Annotated in this window: 17 protein-coding genes; 14 read left to right on the top strand and 3 right to left on the bottom strand. The window is 61.8% G+C overall.

Translation table 11 applies throughout. The annotated features are described in order from the left end of the window. Positions 1-20 precede the first annotated feature (20 nt). The 3 genes from EA462_RS08675 to EA462_RS08665 all read left to right on the top strand — a co-directional run bounded on the left by EA462_RS08675 (position 21) and on the right by EA462_RS08665 (position 3065). Positions 21-1130, top strand: coding sequence for a pyridoxal-phosphate-dependent aminotransferase family protein (locus tag EA462_RS08675; RefSeq protein ID WP_124178172.1), 1110 nt, complete (start codon positions 21-23; stop codon positions 1128-1130). A 78-nt stretch (positions 1131-1208) separates the two neighbouring features. Beyond that, positions 1209-2696: a geranylgeranyl reductase family protein gene (locus EA462_RS08670; RefSeq protein WP_124178171.1), complete on the top strand. Its 1488-nt coding sequence runs from the start codon at positions 1209-1211 to the stop codon at positions 2694-2696. 90 nt (positions 2697-2786) lie between these two features. Further along, a complete protein-coding gene (locus tag EA462_RS08665; protein WP_124178170.1) occupies positions 2787-3065 on the top strand; it encodes a hypothetical protein in 279 nt (92 codons plus the stop codon). A 61-nt stretch (positions 3066-3126) separates the two neighbouring features. On the opposite strand, the gene EA462_RS08660 is transcribed toward EA462_RS08665, so the two are convergent. After that, positions 3127-3435 (bottom strand): DUF7576 family protein, encoded by a 309-nt coding sequence (locus tag EA462_RS08660; protein WP_124178169.1) that lies wholly within the window; start codon positions 3433-3435, stop codon positions 3127-3129. Positions 3436-3626: 191 nt separating this feature from the next. On the opposite strand from EA462_RS08660, the gene EA462_RS08655 reads away from it, so the two are divergent. After that, positions 3627-4820 (top strand): redox-regulated ATPase YchF, encoded by a 1194-nt coding sequence (locus EA462_RS08655; protein ID WP_124178168.1) that lies wholly within the window; start codon positions 3627-3629, stop codon positions 4818-4820. Positions 4821-5492: 672 nt separating this feature from the next. Here EA462_RS08655 and EA462_RS08650 read toward each other — a convergent pair. Next, the gene (locus EA462_RS08650) at positions 5493-6251 is read right to left on the bottom strand and encodes an IclR family transcriptional regulator (RefSeq protein WP_124178167.1); all 759 of its coding nucleotides are present in this window, start codon (positions 6249-6251) and stop codon (positions 5493-5495) included. A 537-nt stretch (positions 6252-6788) separates the two neighbouring features. On the opposite strand from EA462_RS08650, the gene ilvA reads away from it, so the two are divergent. From ilvA to lpdA, 6 genes are all read left to right on the top strand, one after another. Then, on the top strand, positions 6789-8018 hold the full coding sequence (gene ilvA, locus EA462_RS08645) for a threonine ammonia-lyase (RefSeq protein ID WP_124178166.1): 1230 nt from the start codon (positions 6789-6791) through the stop codon (positions 8016-8018). A 223-nt stretch (positions 8019-8241) separates the two neighbouring features. Continuing rightward, positions 8242-9354, top strand: coding sequence for a glycine cleavage system aminomethyltransferase GcvT (gene gcvT / locus EA462_RS08640; protein WP_124178165.1), 1113 nt, complete (start codon positions 8242-8244; stop codon positions 9352-9354). Positions 9355-9356: 2 nt separating this feature from the next. Next, positions 9357-9731 (top strand): glycine cleavage system protein GcvH, encoded by a 375-nt coding sequence (gene gcvH / locus EA462_RS08635; protein WP_124178164.1) that lies wholly within the window; start codon positions 9357-9359, stop codon positions 9729-9731. A 32-nt stretch (positions 9732-9763) separates the two neighbouring features. Further along, positions 9764-11104 (top strand): aminomethyl-transferring glycine dehydrogenase subunit GcvPA, encoded by a 1341-nt coding sequence (gene gcvPA / locus EA462_RS08630; protein ID WP_124178163.1) that lies wholly within the window; start codon positions 9764-9766, stop codon positions 11102-11104. Then, positions 11104-12534 carry an aminomethyl-transferring glycine dehydrogenase subunit GcvPB gene (gene gcvPB / locus EA462_RS08625; RefSeq protein WP_124178162.1) on the top strand — a complete coding sequence of 477 codons (1431 nt, stop codon included), beginning with the start codon at positions 11104-11106 and terminating at the stop codon, positions 12532-12534. The genes gcvPA and gcvPB overlap by 1 nt, the downstream gene beginning before the upstream one ends. A gap of 259 nt (positions 12535-12793) precedes the next feature. Beyond that, the gene (gene lpdA / locus EA462_RS08620; protein WP_124178161.1) at positions 12794-14230 is read left to right on the top strand and encodes a dihydrolipoyl dehydrogenase; all 1437 of its coding nucleotides are present in this window, start codon (positions 12794-12796) and stop codon (positions 14228-14230) included. A 76-nt stretch (positions 14231-14306) separates the two neighbouring features. On the opposite strand, the gene EA462_RS08615 is transcribed toward lpdA, so the two are convergent. Next, on the bottom strand, positions 14307-14687 hold the full coding sequence (locus EA462_RS08615; protein ID WP_124178160.1) for a Rid family detoxifying hydrolase: 381 nt from the start codon (positions 14685-14687) through the stop codon (positions 14307-14309). A gap of 173 nt (positions 14688-14860) precedes the next feature. Here EA462_RS08615 and glyA point away from each other — a divergent pair, with 173 nt between their 5' ends. The 4 genes from glyA (at position 14861) to EA462_RS08595 (ending at position 19719) form a co-directional block, all read left to right on the top strand. Next, entirely contained in the window at positions 14861-16111 is a 1251-nt protein-coding gene (glyA, locus tag EA462_RS08610) for a serine hydroxymethyltransferase (RefSeq protein ID WP_124178159.1), read from the top strand. Positions 16112-16278: 167 nt separating this feature from the next. After that, complete coding sequence (locus EA462_RS08605; protein ID WP_124178158.1) at positions 16279-17802, top strand: aldehyde dehydrogenase family protein; 1524 nt, start codon at positions 16279-16281, stop codon at positions 17800-17802. A 162-nt stretch (positions 17803-17964) separates the two neighbouring features. Beyond that, positions 17965-18756, top strand: a complete 792-nt coding sequence (locus EA462_RS08600) for a class I fructose-bisphosphate aldolase (RefSeq protein WP_124178157.1) — start codon at positions 17965-17967, stop codon at positions 18754-18756. A gap of 129 nt (positions 18757-18885) precedes the next feature. Next, positions 18886-19719, top strand: a complete 834-nt coding sequence (locus EA462_RS08595) for an aldo/keto reductase (RefSeq protein WP_124178156.1) — start codon at positions 18886-18888, stop codon at positions 19717-19719. Positions 19720-19742: the final 23 nt, after the last annotated feature.

Raw genomic sequence — 19742 nt, 5'->3', positions numbered from 1 at the left:
CGGCGGCCTCCGATTGCAGTATGACGACCGATCGATTGCGGATGACGCCGGGACCGACCGAGGTCCCCGAAGCAGTTCGCGACCGGATGGCCGAACCGATGCCGAACCCCGACGTTGAGCCCGAATTCTTCGAGGAGTACCGGGAACTGACGGCGAAGCTCGAAGCGATCTTTCGGGCGGATTCGAGCGAGGCCGTCGACCGCGGCCCCGACTCGGAGCTGGACCTGCTGGTTCTCGGCGGCGAGGGAATCCTCGGCCTCGAGGCGGCCGTCGACTCGCTGGTGGGACCCGACGACCGCGTGCTGTGTCTGTCGAACGGGTTGTACGGCGACGGGTTCGCGGAGTTCGTCGAGGCGACCGGCGCGGAGGCACTCATTTGCGGCGTCTCGCCCCGAGAAACACTTGCGGCCGACGTCATCGCGAGCGAACTCGAAGACGGCGAGTACGATGTCGCCACGATGGTCCACTGCGAGACGCCGACGGGAACGCTGAACGACCTCGAGCCGATCCTCGACGTTCTCGACGACCACGGCGTTCTCTCGATCGTCGATGCGGTCTCCTCGCTCGGGGGAACGCCCGTTCCCGCCGAGAAGATCGACATCTGTCTCGGCGCGAGCCAGAAGTGTTTCAGCGCGCCGCCGGGACTCACGGTGTGTTCGGTCAGCGAGCGGGCCTGGAACCGCATCGAAGCCGTCGAAACCGACTCCTTCTACACGAATCTCGAGCCCTGGCGGGGCGCCGTCGACGACGAGTGGTTCCCGTACACCCACCTCACGTCGAACCTCGCCGGCCTCGACGCCGCCGCCGATCTGGTGCTCGAGGAGGGAATCGACTCCGTCTTCGAGCGCCACGAGACGGCGGCAACGCGCTGTCGAGAACGGGCCGCGGCGCTCGGCCTCGAGACGTACCCCGACGATGCGGCGGACTCCTCACCGACCGTGACGGCGCTCACAGTCGACGGGCGGGCCGAAGCGCTCCAGCGGGCGATGCTCGACGAGCACGGAATCGTCCTCGCAACGGGTCTCGGGGAGCTCGCGGACGACGTCCTCCGGATCGGACACATGGGTCACAACGCGCGTCTCGAGCGAGTCGACCGGACGATGGACGCGCTCGCTGACGTCCTCGAGTGAGCGACCGACTCACTGCGGGGGTACCACCCCAAGAGCAAGAGTTACGTTCCGTATTTCCCAAAACACGATCGGTACCCAATGGTGCGCAATCAGTACGGCGTGGTCGTCGTCGGGGGAGGGGTAGCGGGCTGTTTCGCGGCGGCAACGGCGGCGGCCGAGGGAATCGACGTCGTCCAACTCGAGCGAAAACCCCGCGAGGAGGGTGGTTTTATCGCCTGTGGCGACGCGATGAAGAGCCCTCGGAATCCGAAGAACTATCCCGGTCCGATCGACATGGACGCGATCGCAGGCGACGAGTCCGTCCTCGTCGACAACAACATCGATCAGATCGAGTTTTGGGACGAGGAACTCGGCGTGCGGAAGGTACTGCCCTACGAGACGGGGAGCAACGTCATCGATCGCTACGAGTTCGGGCAGCGCCTTCTTGAGCAGGCGGCCGACCGGGGAGCAGAGCAACACTACGATACGGTGGTCAACGAGGTGATCCAGACCGATCGCGTCACCGGAGTCGACGCGATTCGAAACGGCGATCCGGTGAGCTACGAGTGTGACGTGTTGATCGACGCCGCAGGCGCACAGTCGATCCTGCAGGACATGATCGATTTCGAGGGACTCGATACGTCCGGTGATCCGACGTTCGAGGTGCCCCACTACACACACTTCGGGTCGGCCTACCGCGAAATCATCGAGACTGAAAAACCGGTGGAGTATCACAACGCCATCGTCGGCAAACCCCTAGAACGGATGGGGTACATCTGGTACTTCCCGCGTACGCCGACGGAAATCAACGTCGGCCTTGGCTTCCAGATGAACACGGAGCCGATCCCGCTCGCGGACCGCCTGCGCCGCGACATCGAAAACCGGCCCGAATACCAGGATGCAACGGTCTCCGACCGGTTCGAGAGGAAAAACAAGCTTGGGGCGGCGATCGCGCTTCGTCGGCCGCTGGATTCGATGGTCGCTCCCGGCTACCTGGCCGCGGGCGGCGCGGCGGGGACGACGCATCCGATCACGGGCAAAGGAATCCGCGGCGCGGCGTACTCGGGGTACTCCGCCGGGCGCGCAGCCGCACAGGCCATCGAAGACGGGGACGTCTCCGAGAGCGGGCTCTGGGAGCACAATCGCTTTCTGTACCGCGAACACGGAGAGGCGGCGAAACTCGCCTCGTGGGACGCCTACAACGTCGCCGCGAGTTCCATCGAGGTGAACGTTCTCCGGGCCGTCACCGCGTTGCTTCCCGAACGGGAGCTTCGGGAAATCGTCGGCACCTCCACGAAAGTGGACAGTCTCAAAAGCAAGGCCCTCGTGGGGACCGGGGTCCTCAAGAATTTCGTTTCGGAGTATCGGAGGGGCAGCTTCGACGCGCTCGACGTGGGCACGGGTGAGCTATACGAGGCCGTTCGCTCCGTCAGAACGACGCGGACCTACGTCTCTGCGTACGAAAACCAGTACGAAGCCTATCCGGAAGAGCGTTCGACCTTCGAGGACTGGCTCTCCGAACGCGACCGAATCGATCGGGAATTTTACGACGCTCTCGATCTCTCCCCTGGCGACTACAAGTACTGAAATCGTAGCCGAGTCGAGTGTGCGACCGAGACCCCGCGGCCGGAACCTGCAGGTAGAACCGTTTCCTCCGCTTCCCCGCTAGCTCTTTGCATGTCCGAACCAGATCGAGAGCCGACCGAGAAACCGACCACGGACAGAGAAGAAGCCGAGCGCGAGGGGCGCTGGATGGCCCGCAACTGGATCGCCATCGCCGTCGTCTCGATACTGGCGGCGCTGTTGCTCGCCGTCGGACTACTGCAGGCGACGGGACTCGTCGATCTCTTCGCCCCGGTAGTTGGGACGGAGGGACAACAGTGGGGCGTGTTCGCGATCCTCGCTGTCGTCGTCATCGCCATCGCCGGCTGGAGCTGGAGCGCGATCGTTGGATAGCGCGCCGATCGCGGCTGTCGGCCGGTTTCACGGACCCCGACGACCGATCAGCTCCGCGGGATTACCGACAGTACGACCAGTCCTCTGACGACGACGATCGGTCCGCTCGCTCACTCTCTCCCCGGTCGGGAAGACAGGTGTCGCTGCAGTAGTGGTGTTCGATCGCTGTCGAGTCCTCGCTAACGATCACGGTCAGTCGATACTCTCGTAGCCCGATCGTCGATCCGCACGTTCCACAGCGGACGACGCCGGCATCGAGTTCGTCGCTCGAGTCTTCGTTCTCGCTGACGTGTTCGCGGCCACCGGCTGCGAAACGAGGGTGTAGCCCCGCGACGACCGATCCGGGAGTTGGATCACCGTTCGAGTCCATACCGGTACCTCCACGAACTGTTATAAATACGTCCGCCTGACTGTCACGATCTGATTACAGTACGGAGGGTCGATAGATTATAGAGCGAATTCGTCCGCGCCCTCCGTTCGAATCCGAGCGTGGGGAGTGAACACGCCGCACTGGAGGCGAAGACAGTAACCCGTATAGGTCCCCCTCGCAGAACGTGAGCAATGAGTCATCGAATCGGACTCGTCGGCAAACCGTCCGTCGGCAAGTCCTCCTTTTTCAATGCGGCGACGATGAACGACGTTCCCGAAGGGGCCTACCCGTTCACGACGATCGATCCCAGCGTCGGTGAGGCCTACGTCCGCGTCGAGTGTGCAGCGCCCGAGTTCGACGAGCAGTGTACGCCGAACGTCGGCTACTGCGACGACGGCACCCGATTCGTCCCCACGAAACTCGTCGACGTCGCCGGGTTAATCCCCGGCGCACACGAAGGGAACGGCCTCGGAAACCAGTTCCTCTCGGATCTGAACGAAACCGACGTTCTCATTCACGTCGTCGACTTTTCCGGTGAAACCGATCTCGAGGGTGAACCAACCGAGGATCACGATCCGCGCGACGATATCGCCTTTCTGGAGGAAGAACTCGACCAGTGGTACCTCGGCGTCTTAGAGAAAGGGATCGAACGCTACGAGTCGGGTTACACCACCGAAGACGACGCCATCGAGGAGGAACTCGCAACGCAGATGAGCGCCTTCAAGACGAACGAAGACGAGATCAAGCGCCTCATCCGTCGAACCGACGTCGGCTTCGACCCCGAGGAGTGGGACCCGGAGGCGAAACTCGCCCTCGCCCGGGAAATTCGAACCGAAACCAAGCCGATGGTGATCGCCGCAAACAAGATGGACACGACCGAGGCCCAGGAAAACTACGAGGAGATCACGTCCGACTCCGACTACGATCACCTGACGATCGTCCCCTGTAGCGCCCACGCCGAGAAGGCACTGAAATCCGCCGACAAGGCCGGCGTCGTCGACTACCGGCCCGGCGATTCGGACTTCGAGATTACGGGCGACGTTTCGGGCGAACAGACCCAGGGACTCGAGCAAATCCGAGAGTTCCTCGCGACGTACGGCGCGACCGGCGTCCAGGCGGCCCTCGAGACGGCCTTGTTCGACGTTCTGGGCGTGAAACCGGTGTTCCCCGGCGGCGCGAACGGGCTCGGAAACGAACGCGGCGAGGTCCTCCCCGACTGTTATCTGGTCCCGCCGAACGCTACCGCCGAGGATTTCGCCTACAGCCTCCACTCTGACATCGGTGACGGCTTCCTCCACGCCATCGACTGTCGATCCAACCGACAGTTGGGGAAGGACTACGAGGTCGAACCGCGCGACGTGATCGAAGTCATCACGACCAACTGAGATCGCTCGAGTGCGGGTCCGCTTTTTGTCACGCCGACGCGTATACGAGGAAACCGTCGAAGAACTGACTGTGTATACTGAGACCAATCAGCCCGTATAATGATAATAATTCAGATATTATTGGGAATTCCTATTTATTTAGACTTGATCTCGATCGCCCACGTTCGATCGATATGACGGTTCGGAACGAGGAGTTCCAGGCTGATGGTATTCCAGCGGAACCGATCCACGCCACTTTGTTCAGCCACCGTCTGTTGGAGTCGTAGTTCCATAAGACGGACATACCGCCTGGAACGGCTGTTATAGACCTTACGAGATCGAACACACGTGTGCTGTAGAATCGCCAAACCACGAGGACGGTACGCGAACTCGAGAAATATATGGACGATTGACGGGATATTATCGTGACTGAAGCTTGTATCTCAATAACACGATGCATTAAACGCGATTTGGACTTCTTTTGTACCATCAGTTCTGAGTAGTTCACATCACATTTCACGGTCTCGGTCTCCGGTATCGAGCGATGGGGATGCGCAAGATATAACATATATATAATACCTGTTGAGTAAATATGTATGCGTGATTCTATCGGAACACGATCGGTGCTCGTTGCTTCTATTACGAATGTACGGTTGTATACTGACGCGCTCGAGTGACACTCGCGGGCCGCAGTCAACCGGCGTCTTCCAGCTCGGATTCGAGTTCCTCGACGACCGGCTGAAGCTGGGCTGCGATTTCGTGGTCTTCCGGCAGCCGGTACGGCGGCCCCGAAACGTCCAGCGAGCCAAACACCGAGCCGTCGGGGTTGTTGATCACCATCGCGACCGAATGAAGACCTTCCAGTTCCTCCTGTTGATTTACCGCATACCCCTGCTCCCGGATCGTCTCGAGTTCGCCCCGGAGTTCGTCTATGTCGGTAATCGTGTTCTCGGTGTACTTCGGCAACCCCCACTTGTCGATAATCTCGTCGACGCGCTGTTCGGAATACTCAGCGAGCATCGCTTTCCCGCTGGCAGAACTGTGCATGTGGAAGTACCGACCGACCTGAAAGCCGGTATCCGACGGCGACGGCGTCTCGTCGAACAGCATGATCGACCGACCGTACTCCTCGACCGCGAAGTTCACCTCCTCGCTCACCTGATTTGCCAGCCGGAACGCTTTCTCTTTCGCCAGGGTGTATCTCGAGTCCCGCCGCCGGGCGTTTTCCCCAAGGTAGAAAAGTTTCAACCCGAGCTGATAAGTATTGTCGATCCGAGTGACGTACTCCGTCTCCTCGAGCGTTCGGAGATGGGTATGCAGCGTACTGGTCGCGAGACCGGTGTGATCCGCCAGTTCCGACAGCGTCGCGCCATCGAGTTCGTTGATTGCCTCGACTACGGCGAGTGAAGTTTTCGTGGTCTTTCGCGTGTCCCCACCGTCGGTGGCGCTCATAGCTCTAGTGTGGATAATCTCTCCTATAAAGTTACCTGAACTCGAGGACTCGAGATCGTCACCGGAGCCCGGTTCCGATTGTGGGGATTACTAATATGAATGAATAGTACGATAGCGCAGAATAGGTTTGCTATTTCGTGAAATATCCACTCTTTCTGGATAATAGTCATTCACTGGTCGGCAATCAATTCTACACCGTATTTATTAACTATCTCCTTGGGGAATCATATTCGTCGATCAAATAGTTTCCCTATTGTGGGAATAACGCGTGTTCGGTCGGTTCGATCGAGGGCGGACGGCTCCGAGACTGAGCTACACTGGCGATCACGACGGTTTATCGGCTGGTCGCAGCGCTCGTGGATCGCGCGTCCCCTCGCCTGCGATGGCTATCGTACCCGTAGCTATAATAGGACTGAGGGGATATCCTCCAGAGGAACACCTCGAACGAGGACTGGTGGGCGGTCGGTGTGAACCGCGCCAGATCCCACGCTCGGGCGGCCCACTGGGATGGTGTACAACTGCGAGTAACTCAGAGATATGACCGTGACTATATCCGACATTCGACGGGCTCAGAACCGATGTGACGACGACGACGTCGTTCGCGTGACGCCGATCGAGACGAGTCGAACGCTCGATTCGGAGGTCGGAGCGGACGTTCGGCTCAAGATGGAACACCTCCAGCGAACCGGTTCGTTCAAGACGCGAGGTGCGTACAACAAGCTGACGAAGCTCACCGAGTCCGGCACCGACCGGACGGACGTCATCGCGGCGAGTGCGGGAAACCACGCACAGGGTGTTGCACTCGCCGCGACGAAAGCCGGTCTGGACTCGACGATCGTGATGCCGAAGAACGCACCGCAAGCGAAGATCGACGCAACGAAGGGGTACGGTGGGACGGTCGACCTTCACGGAAAGACGTTTCGCGACGCGATGGGCTATGCGAAGTCGATCGCCGACGACGATAGCGTCTTCGTCCACGCCTACGACGATCCGGACATCGTCGCCGGACAGGGAACGCTCGGGCTGGAGATCATCGAGCAGGTTCCAGACGTCGATACCGTGATCGTCCCGATCGGTGGCGGCGGACTGATCGGCGGAATCGCGACCGCGATCGGTGAGCGTTCGCCGGAAACCCGAATAATCGGCGTTCAGGCCGACGGAGCCGCGACCGTTCCAGAGAGCCTCGAAGCGGGTGCTCCACGGACTCGAGAGTCGGTACAGACGATCGCAGACGGGATCGCGACCGGCGGAATCTCCGATCTGACCTACCAGCTCATCACGGAGTACGTCGACGACGTCATCACCGTTACGGATACCGAAATCGCAGAGAGCGTGTTGTTCTTGCTCGAGCGAACCAAACAGATGGTCGAAGGGGCAGGGGCGATCTCCGTGGCAGCGCTCCGTAGTGGTCAGCTAGACGTCGAGGGAGAGGTCGTCGTCCCGCTGCTCTGTGGTGGCAATCTGAGCATGACCGATCTTCAGACGGTACTCACGCACGGACTCACACACCGAGACCAACTCGTCCGGTTGCGGGTCCAGATCGTCGACCAACCGGGAGAGATGAACCGGATTTCGGAGGCCATTGGCGACCACGGCGCGAACATTTCCGACGTGAGTCACGAACGCTCGGCCAAAGACCTGGACGTCGGGGACGCGTATCTCCAGTTTCGAATCGAGACGAGTGGATCCGATCAGACGGAGCGAATCGTCGAGTCGATTCGAGAGATGGGATACGACGTGCGCACCTGTGGCGAGGGCGAGTACTGAATTCCGAATGCGGGTACTGAACCGATGGGGTGGTACTGAACCGATGGGGTGGTACTGAACCGATGGGGTGAGTGTTCGCCCGCGCGTGGGCCGTGCGGTCGGCTGATGTACTGACGGCCAGTAGCCCGCGATGACTTCCGTCGATCAGTGGGACACCGTGGTGACCGTCCCATATCTCGCACACAGGGAAATCTATTTAATCGGCTACCGGTATGAAGTAGATGTGTCGTTACAAAAGCCGCCACTTTCGCAGGTTCATCAGTCCGCTGGAGCGGACTTCACCGACTTCGGCGGGTGGGAGATGCCAGTCACGTTCGACTCTATTCGAACCGAGCATGCTGCCGTCCGGAACGCGGTCGGAATCTTCGACGTCAGTCACATGAGCGAGGTCTCGGTCAGTGGACCGGATGCGACCGAACTGATGAATATCCTGACGACGAACGACGTTCGAACGCTGGAGGACGGCGACGCACAGTATTCGTGCATTCTCGACAGTGACGGCGTCATTATCGATGACATCGTCATCTATCGATACCCCGATCGGGAGGGCTATCTGTTCGTTCCGAACGCGGGCCACGGGACACAGATGGTCGATCGATGGTCTTCAACGGCCTCGAGACGCGAGCTGTCGGTCACCGTCGAGGATCGGACGATGGAGACGGGACTGGTCGCTATCCAGGGCCCCGGCGCCATCGAGACGGTCGATTCGATTGGCACGGGTTCGGTTGCGGATCTCTCCAGGTTTTCCTCGATGCGCACGGAGATCGACGGCGTGGACTGTCTCGTCGCACGAACCGGATACACCGGCGAGGACGGGGTCGAAATCTTCTTCCCGTCCGCAGAATCGACCGCGGTCTGGAACGCGTTCGACGGCGTTCAACCCTGCGGGCTCGGCGCTCGGAACACGCTTCGACTCGAGGCCGGACTGTTGCTGTCCGGCCAGGACTTCGATCCGGAGACCGAACCCCGAACACCGCTCGAGGCCGGACTCGGGTTCGTCGTCGACCTCGAGAAGCCGGAGTTCGTCGGACAGGAATCCCTGCGCGAACAGAACGAAAACGGCGTCGACGAGACGCTGGTCGGCCTTCGCGTCGAGGGACGATCGATCGCCCGAACCGGCTATCCGATCGAAGTCGACGGTAACGAGATCGGTCACGTCACGAGCGGGACGCTGAGTCCGACGTTCGAACGGCCGATCGCGCTCGGATACGTCGATTCGTCGTACGCCGACGAGGGCACGTCGGTCGACGTCGAAGTCAGGAATAGAACCGTCGAGGCAACGATCATCGATCAGCGATTCCTGGAATCGCTCGAACCAGAGACCACGGAGGACTAAGAATGGAATTTACGATTCCCGACGAACTGCTGTACGAAGAATCACACGAATGGGTGGACGAAGGAGACGGCGCGGTCCGTATCGGTATTACGGACTTCGCACAGGACGAACTGGGTGACATCGTCTTCGTCGAGCTCCCATCGGAGGGAGAGACCCTAGAACGCGGTGACGAGTTCGGACTCGTCGAGAGTATCAAGGCCGTTTCGGACGTCTACGTTCCCGTGGCAGGAACGGTCACCGAAACGAACGACGAGATCATCGACCGGCCCGAACTGATCAACGAGGACCCGTTCGGAGACGGCTGGATGATCGAACTCGAGACGACTGACACCGTCGATCACCTGCTCGATGCGGACGAGTACAGCGAGCAGATCTGAAGACGATGAGCGGAAATCTTGAACTCACGACCATGACACGCACAGACGACGAGCGGAAGGGGACGCCGTTTGCGCCCCACACCGACGACGAGGTGGAGGCGATGCTCGAGGCCGTCGGCGTCGACGATGCCGACGAGTTGTTCGACATCGACGCTTCGATACGATTCGACGGCGAGTTCGACATCGACGCAGCCACCGAACAGACCGTCACCCGCGAACTGACGGAAACGCTCGCTCGGAACGACGACGCCGTCGAGTTTCTCGGCAGGGGACACTACTCGCATCACATCCCCTCGCTCGTCGACCACATCTCGCTCAGATCCGAGTTCATCACGTCGTACACGCAGTATCAGCCGGAGGTCACGCAGGGATTTCTCCAGGTGCTCTTCGAGTACCAGTCCATGCTCGTCGAACTGACGGGCCTCGAGATCGCGAACTGCTCGATGTACGACGCCTCGACGGCACTCGGTGAGGCCGCGACGCTGGCCGATCGCGTTCGATCGACGAGCGGCTCTCGCGTCCTCGTGCCCGACTACCTCCGTTCGGAACGGCGGGACGTCCTCGAGAACTACGTCGAAGGTGCGGGCCTCACCGTCGAGGAGGTTCGAACTGAAGAGGGTGTGACGACACCGGACGCCATCGAGCGAGCCATCGACGACGACGTGGTGATGGCCTACCTCGAGAGTCCGACGACCGAGGGCGTCATCGAAGAACACCTAGAAGAGATCGGCGGCCTCGTCGACGACCACGACGCGATGTTCTGCCTGGGCTCCGACCCCGTGGCGCTCTCGCTCTTGCGGTCGCCGGCGTCGGTCGGCGTCGACGTCGTGATCGGTGACGCGAGCGTTCTCGGCATGCCGGCGAGCTACGGTATGGGACTCGGCCTGTTTGCCTGCCGCAAAGAGTACCTCCGGCAGGTACCGGGGCGACTTGTCGGCGCATCAGAAGACGCCGACGGCAACCGCGCGTTCACGCTGACGCTCCAGACGCGCGAACAGCACATCCGTCGTGAGCGAGCCACGAGCAACATCTGTACCAACCAGGCCTGGGTCGCCCTGCGGACGTCGATTCACGCCGCCTCGCTCGGGCCGTCCGGGCTCGTGTCGCTGGCAGAGCAGTGTCACAACCTGGCCGAACGGACCGCGACCAGGCTCGACGAAATCGACGGCGTCTCCGCTCCCGTTCGCGATCGACATCACTTCCGAGAGTTCCGGGCGCACGTCGACGACGCGGACGCCGTCGTCGAGGCGCTTTCGGCCGACGGGTTCGCGGTTCACGCGATAGACGAAGGGACGATCCAGCTCTGTGTCAGCGACGTCAACGAACATCGGATCGACGAACTGACCGCGGCCTTCGAGGAGGTGCTCAGCTAATGCAACACCACACCCAGACGATCTGGAACGACAGCGATTCAGCGGGCTATGAGCCCCTGCTCTCCGAGCGAAACATGGATACCGTCGAGGTGGACGGCACCGACCTCCCCGACCACCTCACGCGGGACTCACTCGAGTTACCCGAACTCTCCGAGCCGGAACTGGCGCGTCACTACACGCGACTCTCACAGATGAACTACGGAATCGACAGCGGGCCGTACCCACTCGGCTCCTGTACGATGAAGTACAATCCGAAGTTCACCGAGGACGTCGCGTCGCTACCGTCGGCTGCGGTCCACCCGGACCGCGAGGAAGACAGCGTCCAGGGGACGCTCCAGATCTACCACGAACTTCAGGAGTACCTCGGACGAATCGGCGGCATGGACGCCGTCACGCTCCAGCCGCCCGCGGGTGCCGCAGGCGAATTCGCCGGCATTCTCGTCGCGAAGGCCTATCACGAAGCCAACGACGAGGGCGATCACCGATCGGAAGTGATCGTCCCCACGAGCGCACACGGGACCAACTTCGCAAGCGCCGCGATGGCCGGCTACGACGTCGTCGAACTGCCCGAAAACGAGGACGGACGGGTCGATCTCGAGGCGCTGTCGGCTGCCGTCGGGGAGTCGACCGCCGCGCTCATGCTGACGAACCCGAACACGCTCGGACTCTTCGAGCGAAACATCGAGGAGATTGCGACGATCGTCCACGACGCCGGCGGCCTGATGTACTACGACGGCGCGAACCTGAACGCGCTGCTCGGACGCGCTCGACCCGGCGACATGGGCTTCGACATCATGCACTACAACGTTCACAAGACGTTCGCGACGCCCCACGGCGGCGGCGGTCCCGGCGCGGGTCCAGTCGGCGTCTGCGAACGGCTCGCGCCGTTCCTCCCCACGCCGCAGGTTCGCGAGAACGACGGCGAATACGAGCTATTCGAACCCGACGAGACGATCGGAAAGGTCCACGGCGCGATGGGCAACTGGCTCGTCCTGCTCAAGGCCCACGCTTACATCAGACGTCTCGGCGGGGACGGACTTCGCGACGCGAGCGCCAAGGCCGTGCTCAACGCGAACTACCTCGCCTCGCAGATCGACCTCGAGATTCCCTTCGAGCCGTTCCACCACGAGTTCGTCGCCAGCGCGGGCGACAGGGACGCCGCGGATTTCGCCAAGCGAATGCTCGATTACGGCGTTCACCCGCCGACGACGAAGTGGCCCGAGAACGTCACCGAGGCGCTCATGACCGAGCCGACCGAAGCCGAGAGCAAAGCGACGCTCGATCAGCTGGCCGATGCCTTCGCCGCGGCCAGTACCGACGACGTCTCGGAACTCGAGAACGCGCCACGACAGACGTCGGCGGGCCGGATCGACCAGACGAGCGCGGCCCGGAACCCGCGTCTCTCCTGGCAGCAACTGGACGATAGCTGATCGGGAACGTTGTTACGGTTTACCGGTGAAGCCACGACTCGTCCGTGGTTTCTCCGGAAACGATTTGCAACAGTCCCTACGAGACCGTTTCGAGACGGTCACCGCTCGTCGAATCGCCGGACGAACACGCAACGGGTTGTCCGAGAGCCACAACCCGTTATCCCGGGAACCTCGGGGAACGAAACCCGTTGTCCTGGAACCTTCGACACGGTGGCTCTCCGACCATCCGATCGAGACGGATGAGTAACCGAACGATAGTATGACACCGAACAGTACGACACCGACGACCGAGACGGAACTGCTCGTTATCGGCGCTGGGCCGGCCGGCTACGTCGCCGCGATTCGAGCCGGACAACTGGGCCTCGACGTGACGCTCGTCGAGCGAAACAGCGCCGGGGGAACCTGTCTCAATCACGGCTGTATCCCCTCGAAGGCGATTATTCACGCGGCCGACGTCGCGAACACCGCTCGAGAGGCCGACCGGATCGGCGTCCACGCCGACGTCAGCGTGGACGTCACGGAGATCCGTCGGTGGAAGGACCGAAACGTCCGTCGACTGACCAAAGGCGTCGAGATGCTCTGTGATCGAAACGACGTCACGCTCCTCGAGGGCGAGGCGACGTTCGAGGACGAGAAATCCGTCTCGGTCGCTGGAGCGGACGGCGACGACGAGCGGATCCGCTTCGACCGGGCGATCGTCGCGACGGGAAGTCGTGCGATCGAGCTACCGGGCTTTTCCTACGAAGACGAGCCGATACTGGACGCCAAACAGGCACTCGAACTCGCCGAGCTGCCGGATCGACTCGTCGTGGTCGGGGCGGGCTACATCGGAATGGAGCTCTCGATGGCCGTTGCGAAACTCGGCGTGGACGTGACCGTCGTCGAAGCGCTCGAGGGAATGTTGCCCAGATACGACGAGGAGCTGACCGAGCCGGTCGAGCGCAACGCGGCTGACCTCGGAATCGACTTCGTGTTCGAACGAGCCGCGGCGGGCTGGACCCAGCGCCAGGACGGCTCCGTCCGGGTGGATCTCGATACGATCGGAGACGGACCGCCGGACGACGGAGCCGACTCGATCGCCGGTGACGCCGTGTTGGTTGCCGTCGGTCGCGAACCCGTCACCGACTCGCTGGCCCTCGAGAACGCGGGTATCGATCTCGATTCGAACGGATTCGTCGAGGGGCCGAATCGCTTCGAGACGTCGAACGACCGCGTGTTCGCGATCGGAGACGTCGCCGGCGAACCGTTGCTCGCACACGCAGCGAGCGAAGAGGGGACGCTGGTCGTCGAGTCGATCGCGACCGGCGAGCCGATCGGAGCGGCGGCCGCGATTCCGTCCGTCGTCTTTACCGATCCGGAGATCGCGACCGTCGGACTCACGGGAGCGGCCGCCGCCGATCGAGGCCACGATCCCGTAACGGGTACGTTCCCGTTCCGGGCGAACGGCCGTGCCCTGACGTCGAACGCCGGCGACGGCTTCATCCGGATAGTCGCGGATAACTCGTCCGAACGAATCCTCGGCGGCCAGATCGTCGGCCCGGAAGCCTCGGAACTCGTCGCGACCATCGGCCTCGCAGTCGCGAACGAGCTCACCGTCTCCGAACTCACCGCGGCGGTGTACGCCCATCCAACGCTTTCCGAAGGAATCGAGGAGGCCGCACTCGACATCGGCGGCGGCGCGATTCACACGATCTGAGCGCTCTGGAGTGATTCCGTAAAACGACGACAATCGCGGCCGAAAGGCGTTCTCGCGCCCGAAACGCGAATCTTCGTTACTCGTGTGCTGCGATCGCTTCGATTTCGATTCCGACTCCTTTCGGCAGGTTTGCAACCTCGAGTGCGCTTCGAGCCGGTGGATCGGACTCGAAGTACTCGCTGTAGACGTCGTTCATCTCCTCGAAATCGTCGATATCGTCGAGAAAGACGGTGACTTTGAGGACGTTCTCGAGTCCGACCCCTTCCGCCTCGAGAACGGCTTCGACGTTCTCGAGTGATCGTTCGGTCTGCGTTCCGATCGGTTCATCGGCCAGAATCTCGCCGTCGGGCGTCGCCGGTATCTGACCCGCCGTGAACACGAGCTGGCCGTTCGTCGTTCCCTGACTGTACGCGCCGACCGCGGCCGGTGCGTCGTCGGTCGAGATGATTCGAGGCATCGAGAATCAGTACAGTTGAACGGGACATATGGGTTCTGGTCTCCACGCGTGCGACCGAATTCTGAGGACCAATCGGAGAAACGTCCGTGGGACAGCTGGAGGGATTTCTGTGGGACGGCTGGCGGAAACGGTCAGCGCAAGATATTTGTCGTGTCACGTCATCGACTACCATCATGGTGGATAGCGATGCGCTTACAGCGACGGATCCGGAAGTCTTCGACGCGATTCGAAACGAACGCAGGCGCCAAGAGAACACCCTCGAGTTGATCGCCTCCGAAAACCACGTTTCCGAGGCCGTTCTCGAGGCACAGGGGAGCGTCCTCACGAACAAGTACGCCGAAGGGTATCCCGGTGCGAGGTACTACGGCGGGTGTGAACACGTCGACCGGGTCGAGCAGCTCGCGATCGATCGGGCGAAAACCCTGTTCGGTGCGGAGCACGTCAACGTCCAGCCCCACAGCGGTACGCAGGCGAACATGGGCGTCTACTTCGCGACGTTGGAGCCGGGTGATCGAATCCTTTCACTCGACCTGAACCACGGCGGTCACCTCTCGCACGGCCATCACGTCAACTTCTCCGGTCAGCTCTACGACGTCACGCAGTACGGCGTCGATCCCGAGACGGGATACATCGACTACGACGAGCTCGCGACCCTGGCCGAGGAGTGCGATCCAGCGCTGATCGTCAGTGGTTCCTCGGCGTATCCGCGCGAATTCGAGTTCGATCGGATCGCGGCGATCGCCGACGCGGTCGACGCCTACCATATGGCGGATATCGCTCACGTCACCGGCCTGATCGCCGCCGGAGTCCACGACAACCCCGTCGGCGTTGCGGATTTCGTCACCGGAAGCACGCACAAGACGATCCGGGCGGGCCGGGGCGGATTCATCATGACGAGCGATGCGTACGGAGAGGAAATCGACAGGGCGATCTTCCCCGGTGGACAGGGCGGGCCGCTCATGCACAACATCGCGGGAAAAGCGGTCGGGTTCGGAGAGGCCACGGAGCCGGCGTTCGAGCGATACGCAGAACGGGTCGTCGCGAACGCGAAGGCGATGGCCGACGTGTTCGTCGAACACGGTCTTTCCGTCGTAAGCGGTGGAACCGACAAGCACCTGCTCCTCGTCGACCTGCGCGATTCCCACCCGAACCTGACCGGAGAGGAGGCCGAAACCGCCCTCGAGTCGGTCGGGATCACGGTCAACAAGAACACCGTCCCGGGCGAATCGCGCTCGCCGTTCGTCACGAGCGGTATTCGGATCGGGACCGCCGCCGTGACGACTCGTGGATTCGGACGAGACGAGATCGAAACCGTCGCGACGCACATCGTCGAGTTGCTCGATACTCCCGACGACGAGGAGCTGGCGGCGACGGTAGCCGAAGAAGTCGACTCGCTCTGTACGGTGTATCCCATCTATCGGTGATCGCCCGGAATCGTCTGACCACCGGAACCCCGGTGACTCTCTGGGAGACGGTTCGCGACGGCGCTGAAAGGAAGTGGAAACGGGTGGCGTGTCACTCGGTCGATCTCGCGGCAGTCGATCCGACGGCCGGGATAAGATATTTGTAAGTATACTGTATAGCGTGGGGTATGTCCTCGGACAAATCAGTACGCGAGACGAAATCCGACGTCTTAGAGCGCCACGAGCGAGCCGAAGCCGAGTATCTCGAGTGGACGCCACGACTGTTCATCGGAGGGGAGTGGGTCGAGGGAACGTCCGGATCGACCTTCGAAACGAGCAATCCGACGACGGGACGGACGATCGCGACGGTGCCCGAGGCCGGGGAGGCGGACGTCGACGAGGCTGTCGACGCCGCCAGACGAGCCTACGAGGAGACGTGGTCCGAGTACTCCGCGACCGAACGACGGAACATCTTAAACGAGATCGCGGATCGGATCGAAGACGCAACGGAGCGACTCGCCACGATCGAGACGCTCAACAACGGCATGCCGATCGGTGACGCCCACTGGGATATGGAACGGACCGCGGAACAGTACCGGTACTTCGCCGGGATGACCCAGGCCAATCACGGAACGACGATCCCGAGCGAGGGCACCAAAACCGTGATGACCGTCCGAGAGCCCCACGGCGTCGTGGGGGCGATTATTCCCTGGAACTACCCGATCGCCCAGGCCTCCTGGAAACTCGCACCCGCGCTGGCTGCGGGCAACACGGTCGTTCTCAAACCGGCCGAACAGACCCCGATCTCGATCCTCGCGTTCCTCGAAGAGATCGAAGACCTCCTTCCGGACGGCGTCGTCAACGTCGTCACCGGTCGCGGCGAACCGACGGGCGCCGCACTCACGAGCAGCCCCGATATCGACAAGCTGGCGTTCACTGGATCGACCGCCGTCGGAAAAACCGTCATGAAGAGCGCCGCCGAGAACGTCACCGACATCTCGCTCGAACTCGGCGGGAACAGCCCGATCGTCGTCTTCCCCGACGCCGATCCACAGCGGGCAGCGGAGATCGCCGCCGGTGCGATCTTCACCAGCACCGGGGAGAACTGCTGTGCCGGAAGCCGCCTCTTCGTCCACGAAGCGATCGAAACCGACGTGCTCGAAGCGCTGTCCGAGGTTGCGACGGAGTACCGTCCCGGCGATCCACTTCTGGAGTCGACGGCCATCGGCCCGAAGGTCAGCGCTGCCCAGCGCGACCGGACGCTCGAGTTCATCGCGGCCGCCACCGGCGACGACGCGAACGTCGTGACGGGTGGGTCGGTCCCCGACGACGAGTCCCTCGGTGACGGTCAGTTCGTCCTGCCGACGGTCATCAACGAGATCGACCACGATCACCGGGCCGTCCAGGAGGAGATCTTCGGACCCGTCCTCCGGGCGTTTTCCTGGTCCGATTACGACGAGATGATCGAGCTGGCCAACGATGTCGATCACGGACTCGCCGCCGGCGTCATCGCCTCCGACATCACTGACGCACAGACCGCGGCGAAGGACATAGAGGCCGGAACCGTCTGGGTCAACCAGTACAACGACTTCCCACAGGGGATGCCGTTTGGCGGGTACAAACAGTCAGGGATCGGCCGAGAGCGAGCCCTCGAGACGCTTACGGCCTACACGCAGACGAAGACGATCAACATCTCCGACGAACCGGTCTAATCGAGACCGGAACTCGAGACGGCCGAGACGCCGTCGTCGACACCCATCTTACTCGAGCGTCGACGCGCCCAGATTCCGTCCTCGAACGTCGTACTCGCCCTCGTGACGGTCGCATCGGAAGCTTTTTCGTCGTTAGCGAGAACAGGACGAAACGGATACCAAATGTTACCTACGAGTACGGGGAACGCCGTCATCGTCGCAATCGACCACGGACTGAGTCACGGCCGACTAGAGCGCTTTGAAGACCCGGAAGCGACCCTTCAGACGGTTCTCGAGGGAAATCCCGACGGCATCCTTGCCGGAATTCCCTTCCTTCGACGGTTCGACTCGCTGCTGTCCGAGCATCCGGACCTCGTCACGGTCGGAACCGTCGATCAGCCGGTCGACTCGACGCTCCCCGGCGATCGAGAGAACGCCGAAATCCACCACCAGGCATTCAGCGTCGAGGAGGCGGCGCGCGTCGGCGTCGACGCGATCAAAACGGCACTCGTCTTCGGTCGGGAAGATCCCGACGTCCTCGCGAACAATCTGCAACTCATCAGCGAGGTCTCGGAAACCGCACGCGCGTACGGGATCGACTCGGTCGTCGAACCGACGCTGTGGGGACAGCGGGCGGAAGACGAACTCGACGCGGAGTATCTGGCTCACGCGAATCGGATCGGTTTCGAAATCGGAGCCGACATCTTGAAGAGTCCGTACACCGGCGATCCAGAGTCCTTCGCACCGATCGCTGAAGACGCACCGGTACCGATGTACATCGCCGGTGGACCCGCACAGGACGACGACGCGGCGGTCCTCGAGATGGTCCGATCCGGAATGGACGCGGGTATACACGGCGTCATGTTCGGCCGAACGATCTGGAAACACGACGACCCGGCCGGCATGATCGCCGCGATCAAATCGATCGTCCACGAGGACGCGTCGGTCCAGGACGCCGCCGACCACCTCCACTGACCGTGAACTGACGCGGATCGAGGCTGTACCGTTTCGACGAACCGATCGAGTCATCTGCGATTCTGTCAATCGGGTAATCGAAATCTACTGGTAGCAGGACGAACACTACCGAGACGAGCGCTATTATCGATGACACCAGATATTCCGCCGATCGGACTCGGAACGGACCAGAATACCGCACTCGAGGACGACTTCGAGGTCGACTTCGAGGCCTGCGTCGAGACGGTCACGAACGCCATCGAAATCGGCTATCGACACATCGACACCGCCCAGATATACGGGACGGAGCCGTGCGTCGGAGCCGCTATCGAACGGTCGACCGTCCCCCGAGACGACCTCTTCGTCGCGACGAAAGTTCACTATCAACGCGCCGAGTACGAGGACGCACTCGAGTCGGTCGAGCAGAGTCTCGAGGACCTCGGACTCGAGCAGATCGATCTGCTGTACGTCCACTGGCCAGCCGGGACCTACGATCCCGAAGGGACGTTGCGAGCGTTCAACGAACTCCACGACAGGGGCGTCGTCGCGAACGTCGGAGTGAGCAATTTCACGCCGGCGCTGCTCGACGAAGCACGCGATCTGCTCGAACCACCGATCGTCGCCCATCAGGTCGAACTTCACCCGCTGTTACAGCAGACCGAGCTTCGCGAGTACGCGGAGAGACACGACCACCGAATGGTCGCCTATTCGCCGCTGATCCGTGGACGCGTCGGAGACGTACCCGAACTCGCTTCAGTCGCGGCGAAACACGATGTTTCTCCGGCCCAGGTCAGTCTCGCGTGGATGGCCCAAAAGGACGTCGTCCCGGTTCCGAAGGCGAGCAGCGAAACGCACCGTCGCGAAAACGCAGAGGCGATCCGTCTCGAGTTAGACGACGAAGATATCGACACGATCGATAGTATCGACCAGGAACAACGGATCATCGATTTCGAATTTGCACCCTGGAACGACGAGCGGAACTGAAAACCGAGTCAAATATGGTTTCG

It is taken from the genome of Natrarchaeobius halalkaliphilus, assembly GCF_003841485.1.
Classification (GTDB): domain Archaea; phylum Halobacteriota; class Halobacteria; order Halobacteriales; family Natrialbaceae; genus Natrarchaeobius; species Natrarchaeobius halalkaliphilus.
The sequence above is the reverse complement of the archived record's forward strand: the minus strand, read 5'-3'. Positions and strand labels throughout refer to the sequence as shown.

Excerpts from the sequence above, each read along its gene's own strand:
- EA462_RS08675 (WP_124178172.1), top strand. The coding sequence starts at position 21 with ATGACGACCGATCGATTGCGGATGACGCCGGGACCGACCGAGGTCCCC.
- EA462_RS08670 (WP_124178171.1), top strand. The coding sequence starts at position 1,209 with ATGGTGCGCAATCAGTACGGCGTGGTCGTCGTCGGGGGAGGGGTAGCG.
- EA462_RS08665 (WP_124178170.1), top strand. The coding sequence starts at position 2,787 with ATGTCCGAACCAGATCGAGAGCCGACCGAGAAACCGACCACGGACAGA.
- EA462_RS08660 (WP_124178169.1), bottom strand. The coding sequence starts at position 3,435 with ATGGACTCGAACGGTGATCCAACTCCCGGATCGGTCGTCGCGGGGCTA.
- EA462_RS08655 (WP_124178168.1), top strand. The coding sequence starts at position 3,627 with ATGAGTCATCGAATCGGACTCGTCGGCAAACCGTCCGTCGGCAAGTCC.
- EA462_RS08650 (WP_124178167.1), bottom strand. The coding sequence starts at position 6,251 with ATGAGCGCCACCGACGGTGGGGACACGCGAAAGACCACGAAAACTTCA.
- ilvA (WP_124178166.1), top strand. The coding sequence starts at position 6,789 with ATGACCGTGACTATATCCGACATTCGACGGGCTCAGAACCGATGTGAC.
- gcvH (WP_124178164.1), top strand. The coding sequence starts at position 9,357 with ATGGAATTTACGATTCCCGACGAACTGCTGTACGAAGAATCACACGAA.
- gcvPA (WP_124178163.1), top strand. The coding sequence starts at position 9,764 with ATGACACGCACAGACGACGAGCGGAAGGGGACGCCGTTTGCGCCCCAC.
- gcvPB (WP_124178162.1), top strand. The coding sequence starts at position 11,104 with ATGCAACACCACACCCAGACGATCTGGAACGACAGCGATTCAGCGGGC.
- lpdA (WP_124178161.1), top strand. The coding sequence starts at position 12,794 with ATGACACCGAACAGTACGACACCGACGACCGAGACGGAACTGCTCGTT.
- EA462_RS08615 (WP_124178160.1), bottom strand. The coding sequence starts at position 14,687 with ATGCCTCGAATCATCTCGACCGACGACGCACCGGCCGCGGTCGGCGCG.
- glyA (WP_124178159.1), top strand. The coding sequence starts at position 14,861 with ATGGTGGATAGCGATGCGCTTACAGCGACGGATCCGGAAGTCTTCGAC.
- EA462_RS08605 (WP_124178158.1), top strand. The coding sequence starts at position 16,279 with ATGTCCTCGGACAAATCAGTACGCGAGACGAAATCCGACGTCTTAGAG.
- EA462_RS08600 (WP_124178157.1), top strand. The coding sequence starts at position 17,965 with ATGTTACCTACGAGTACGGGGAACGCCGTCATCGTCGCAATCGACCAC.
- EA462_RS08595 (WP_124178156.1), top strand. The coding sequence starts at position 18,886 with ATGACACCAGATATTCCGCCGATCGGACTCGGAACGGACCAGAATACC.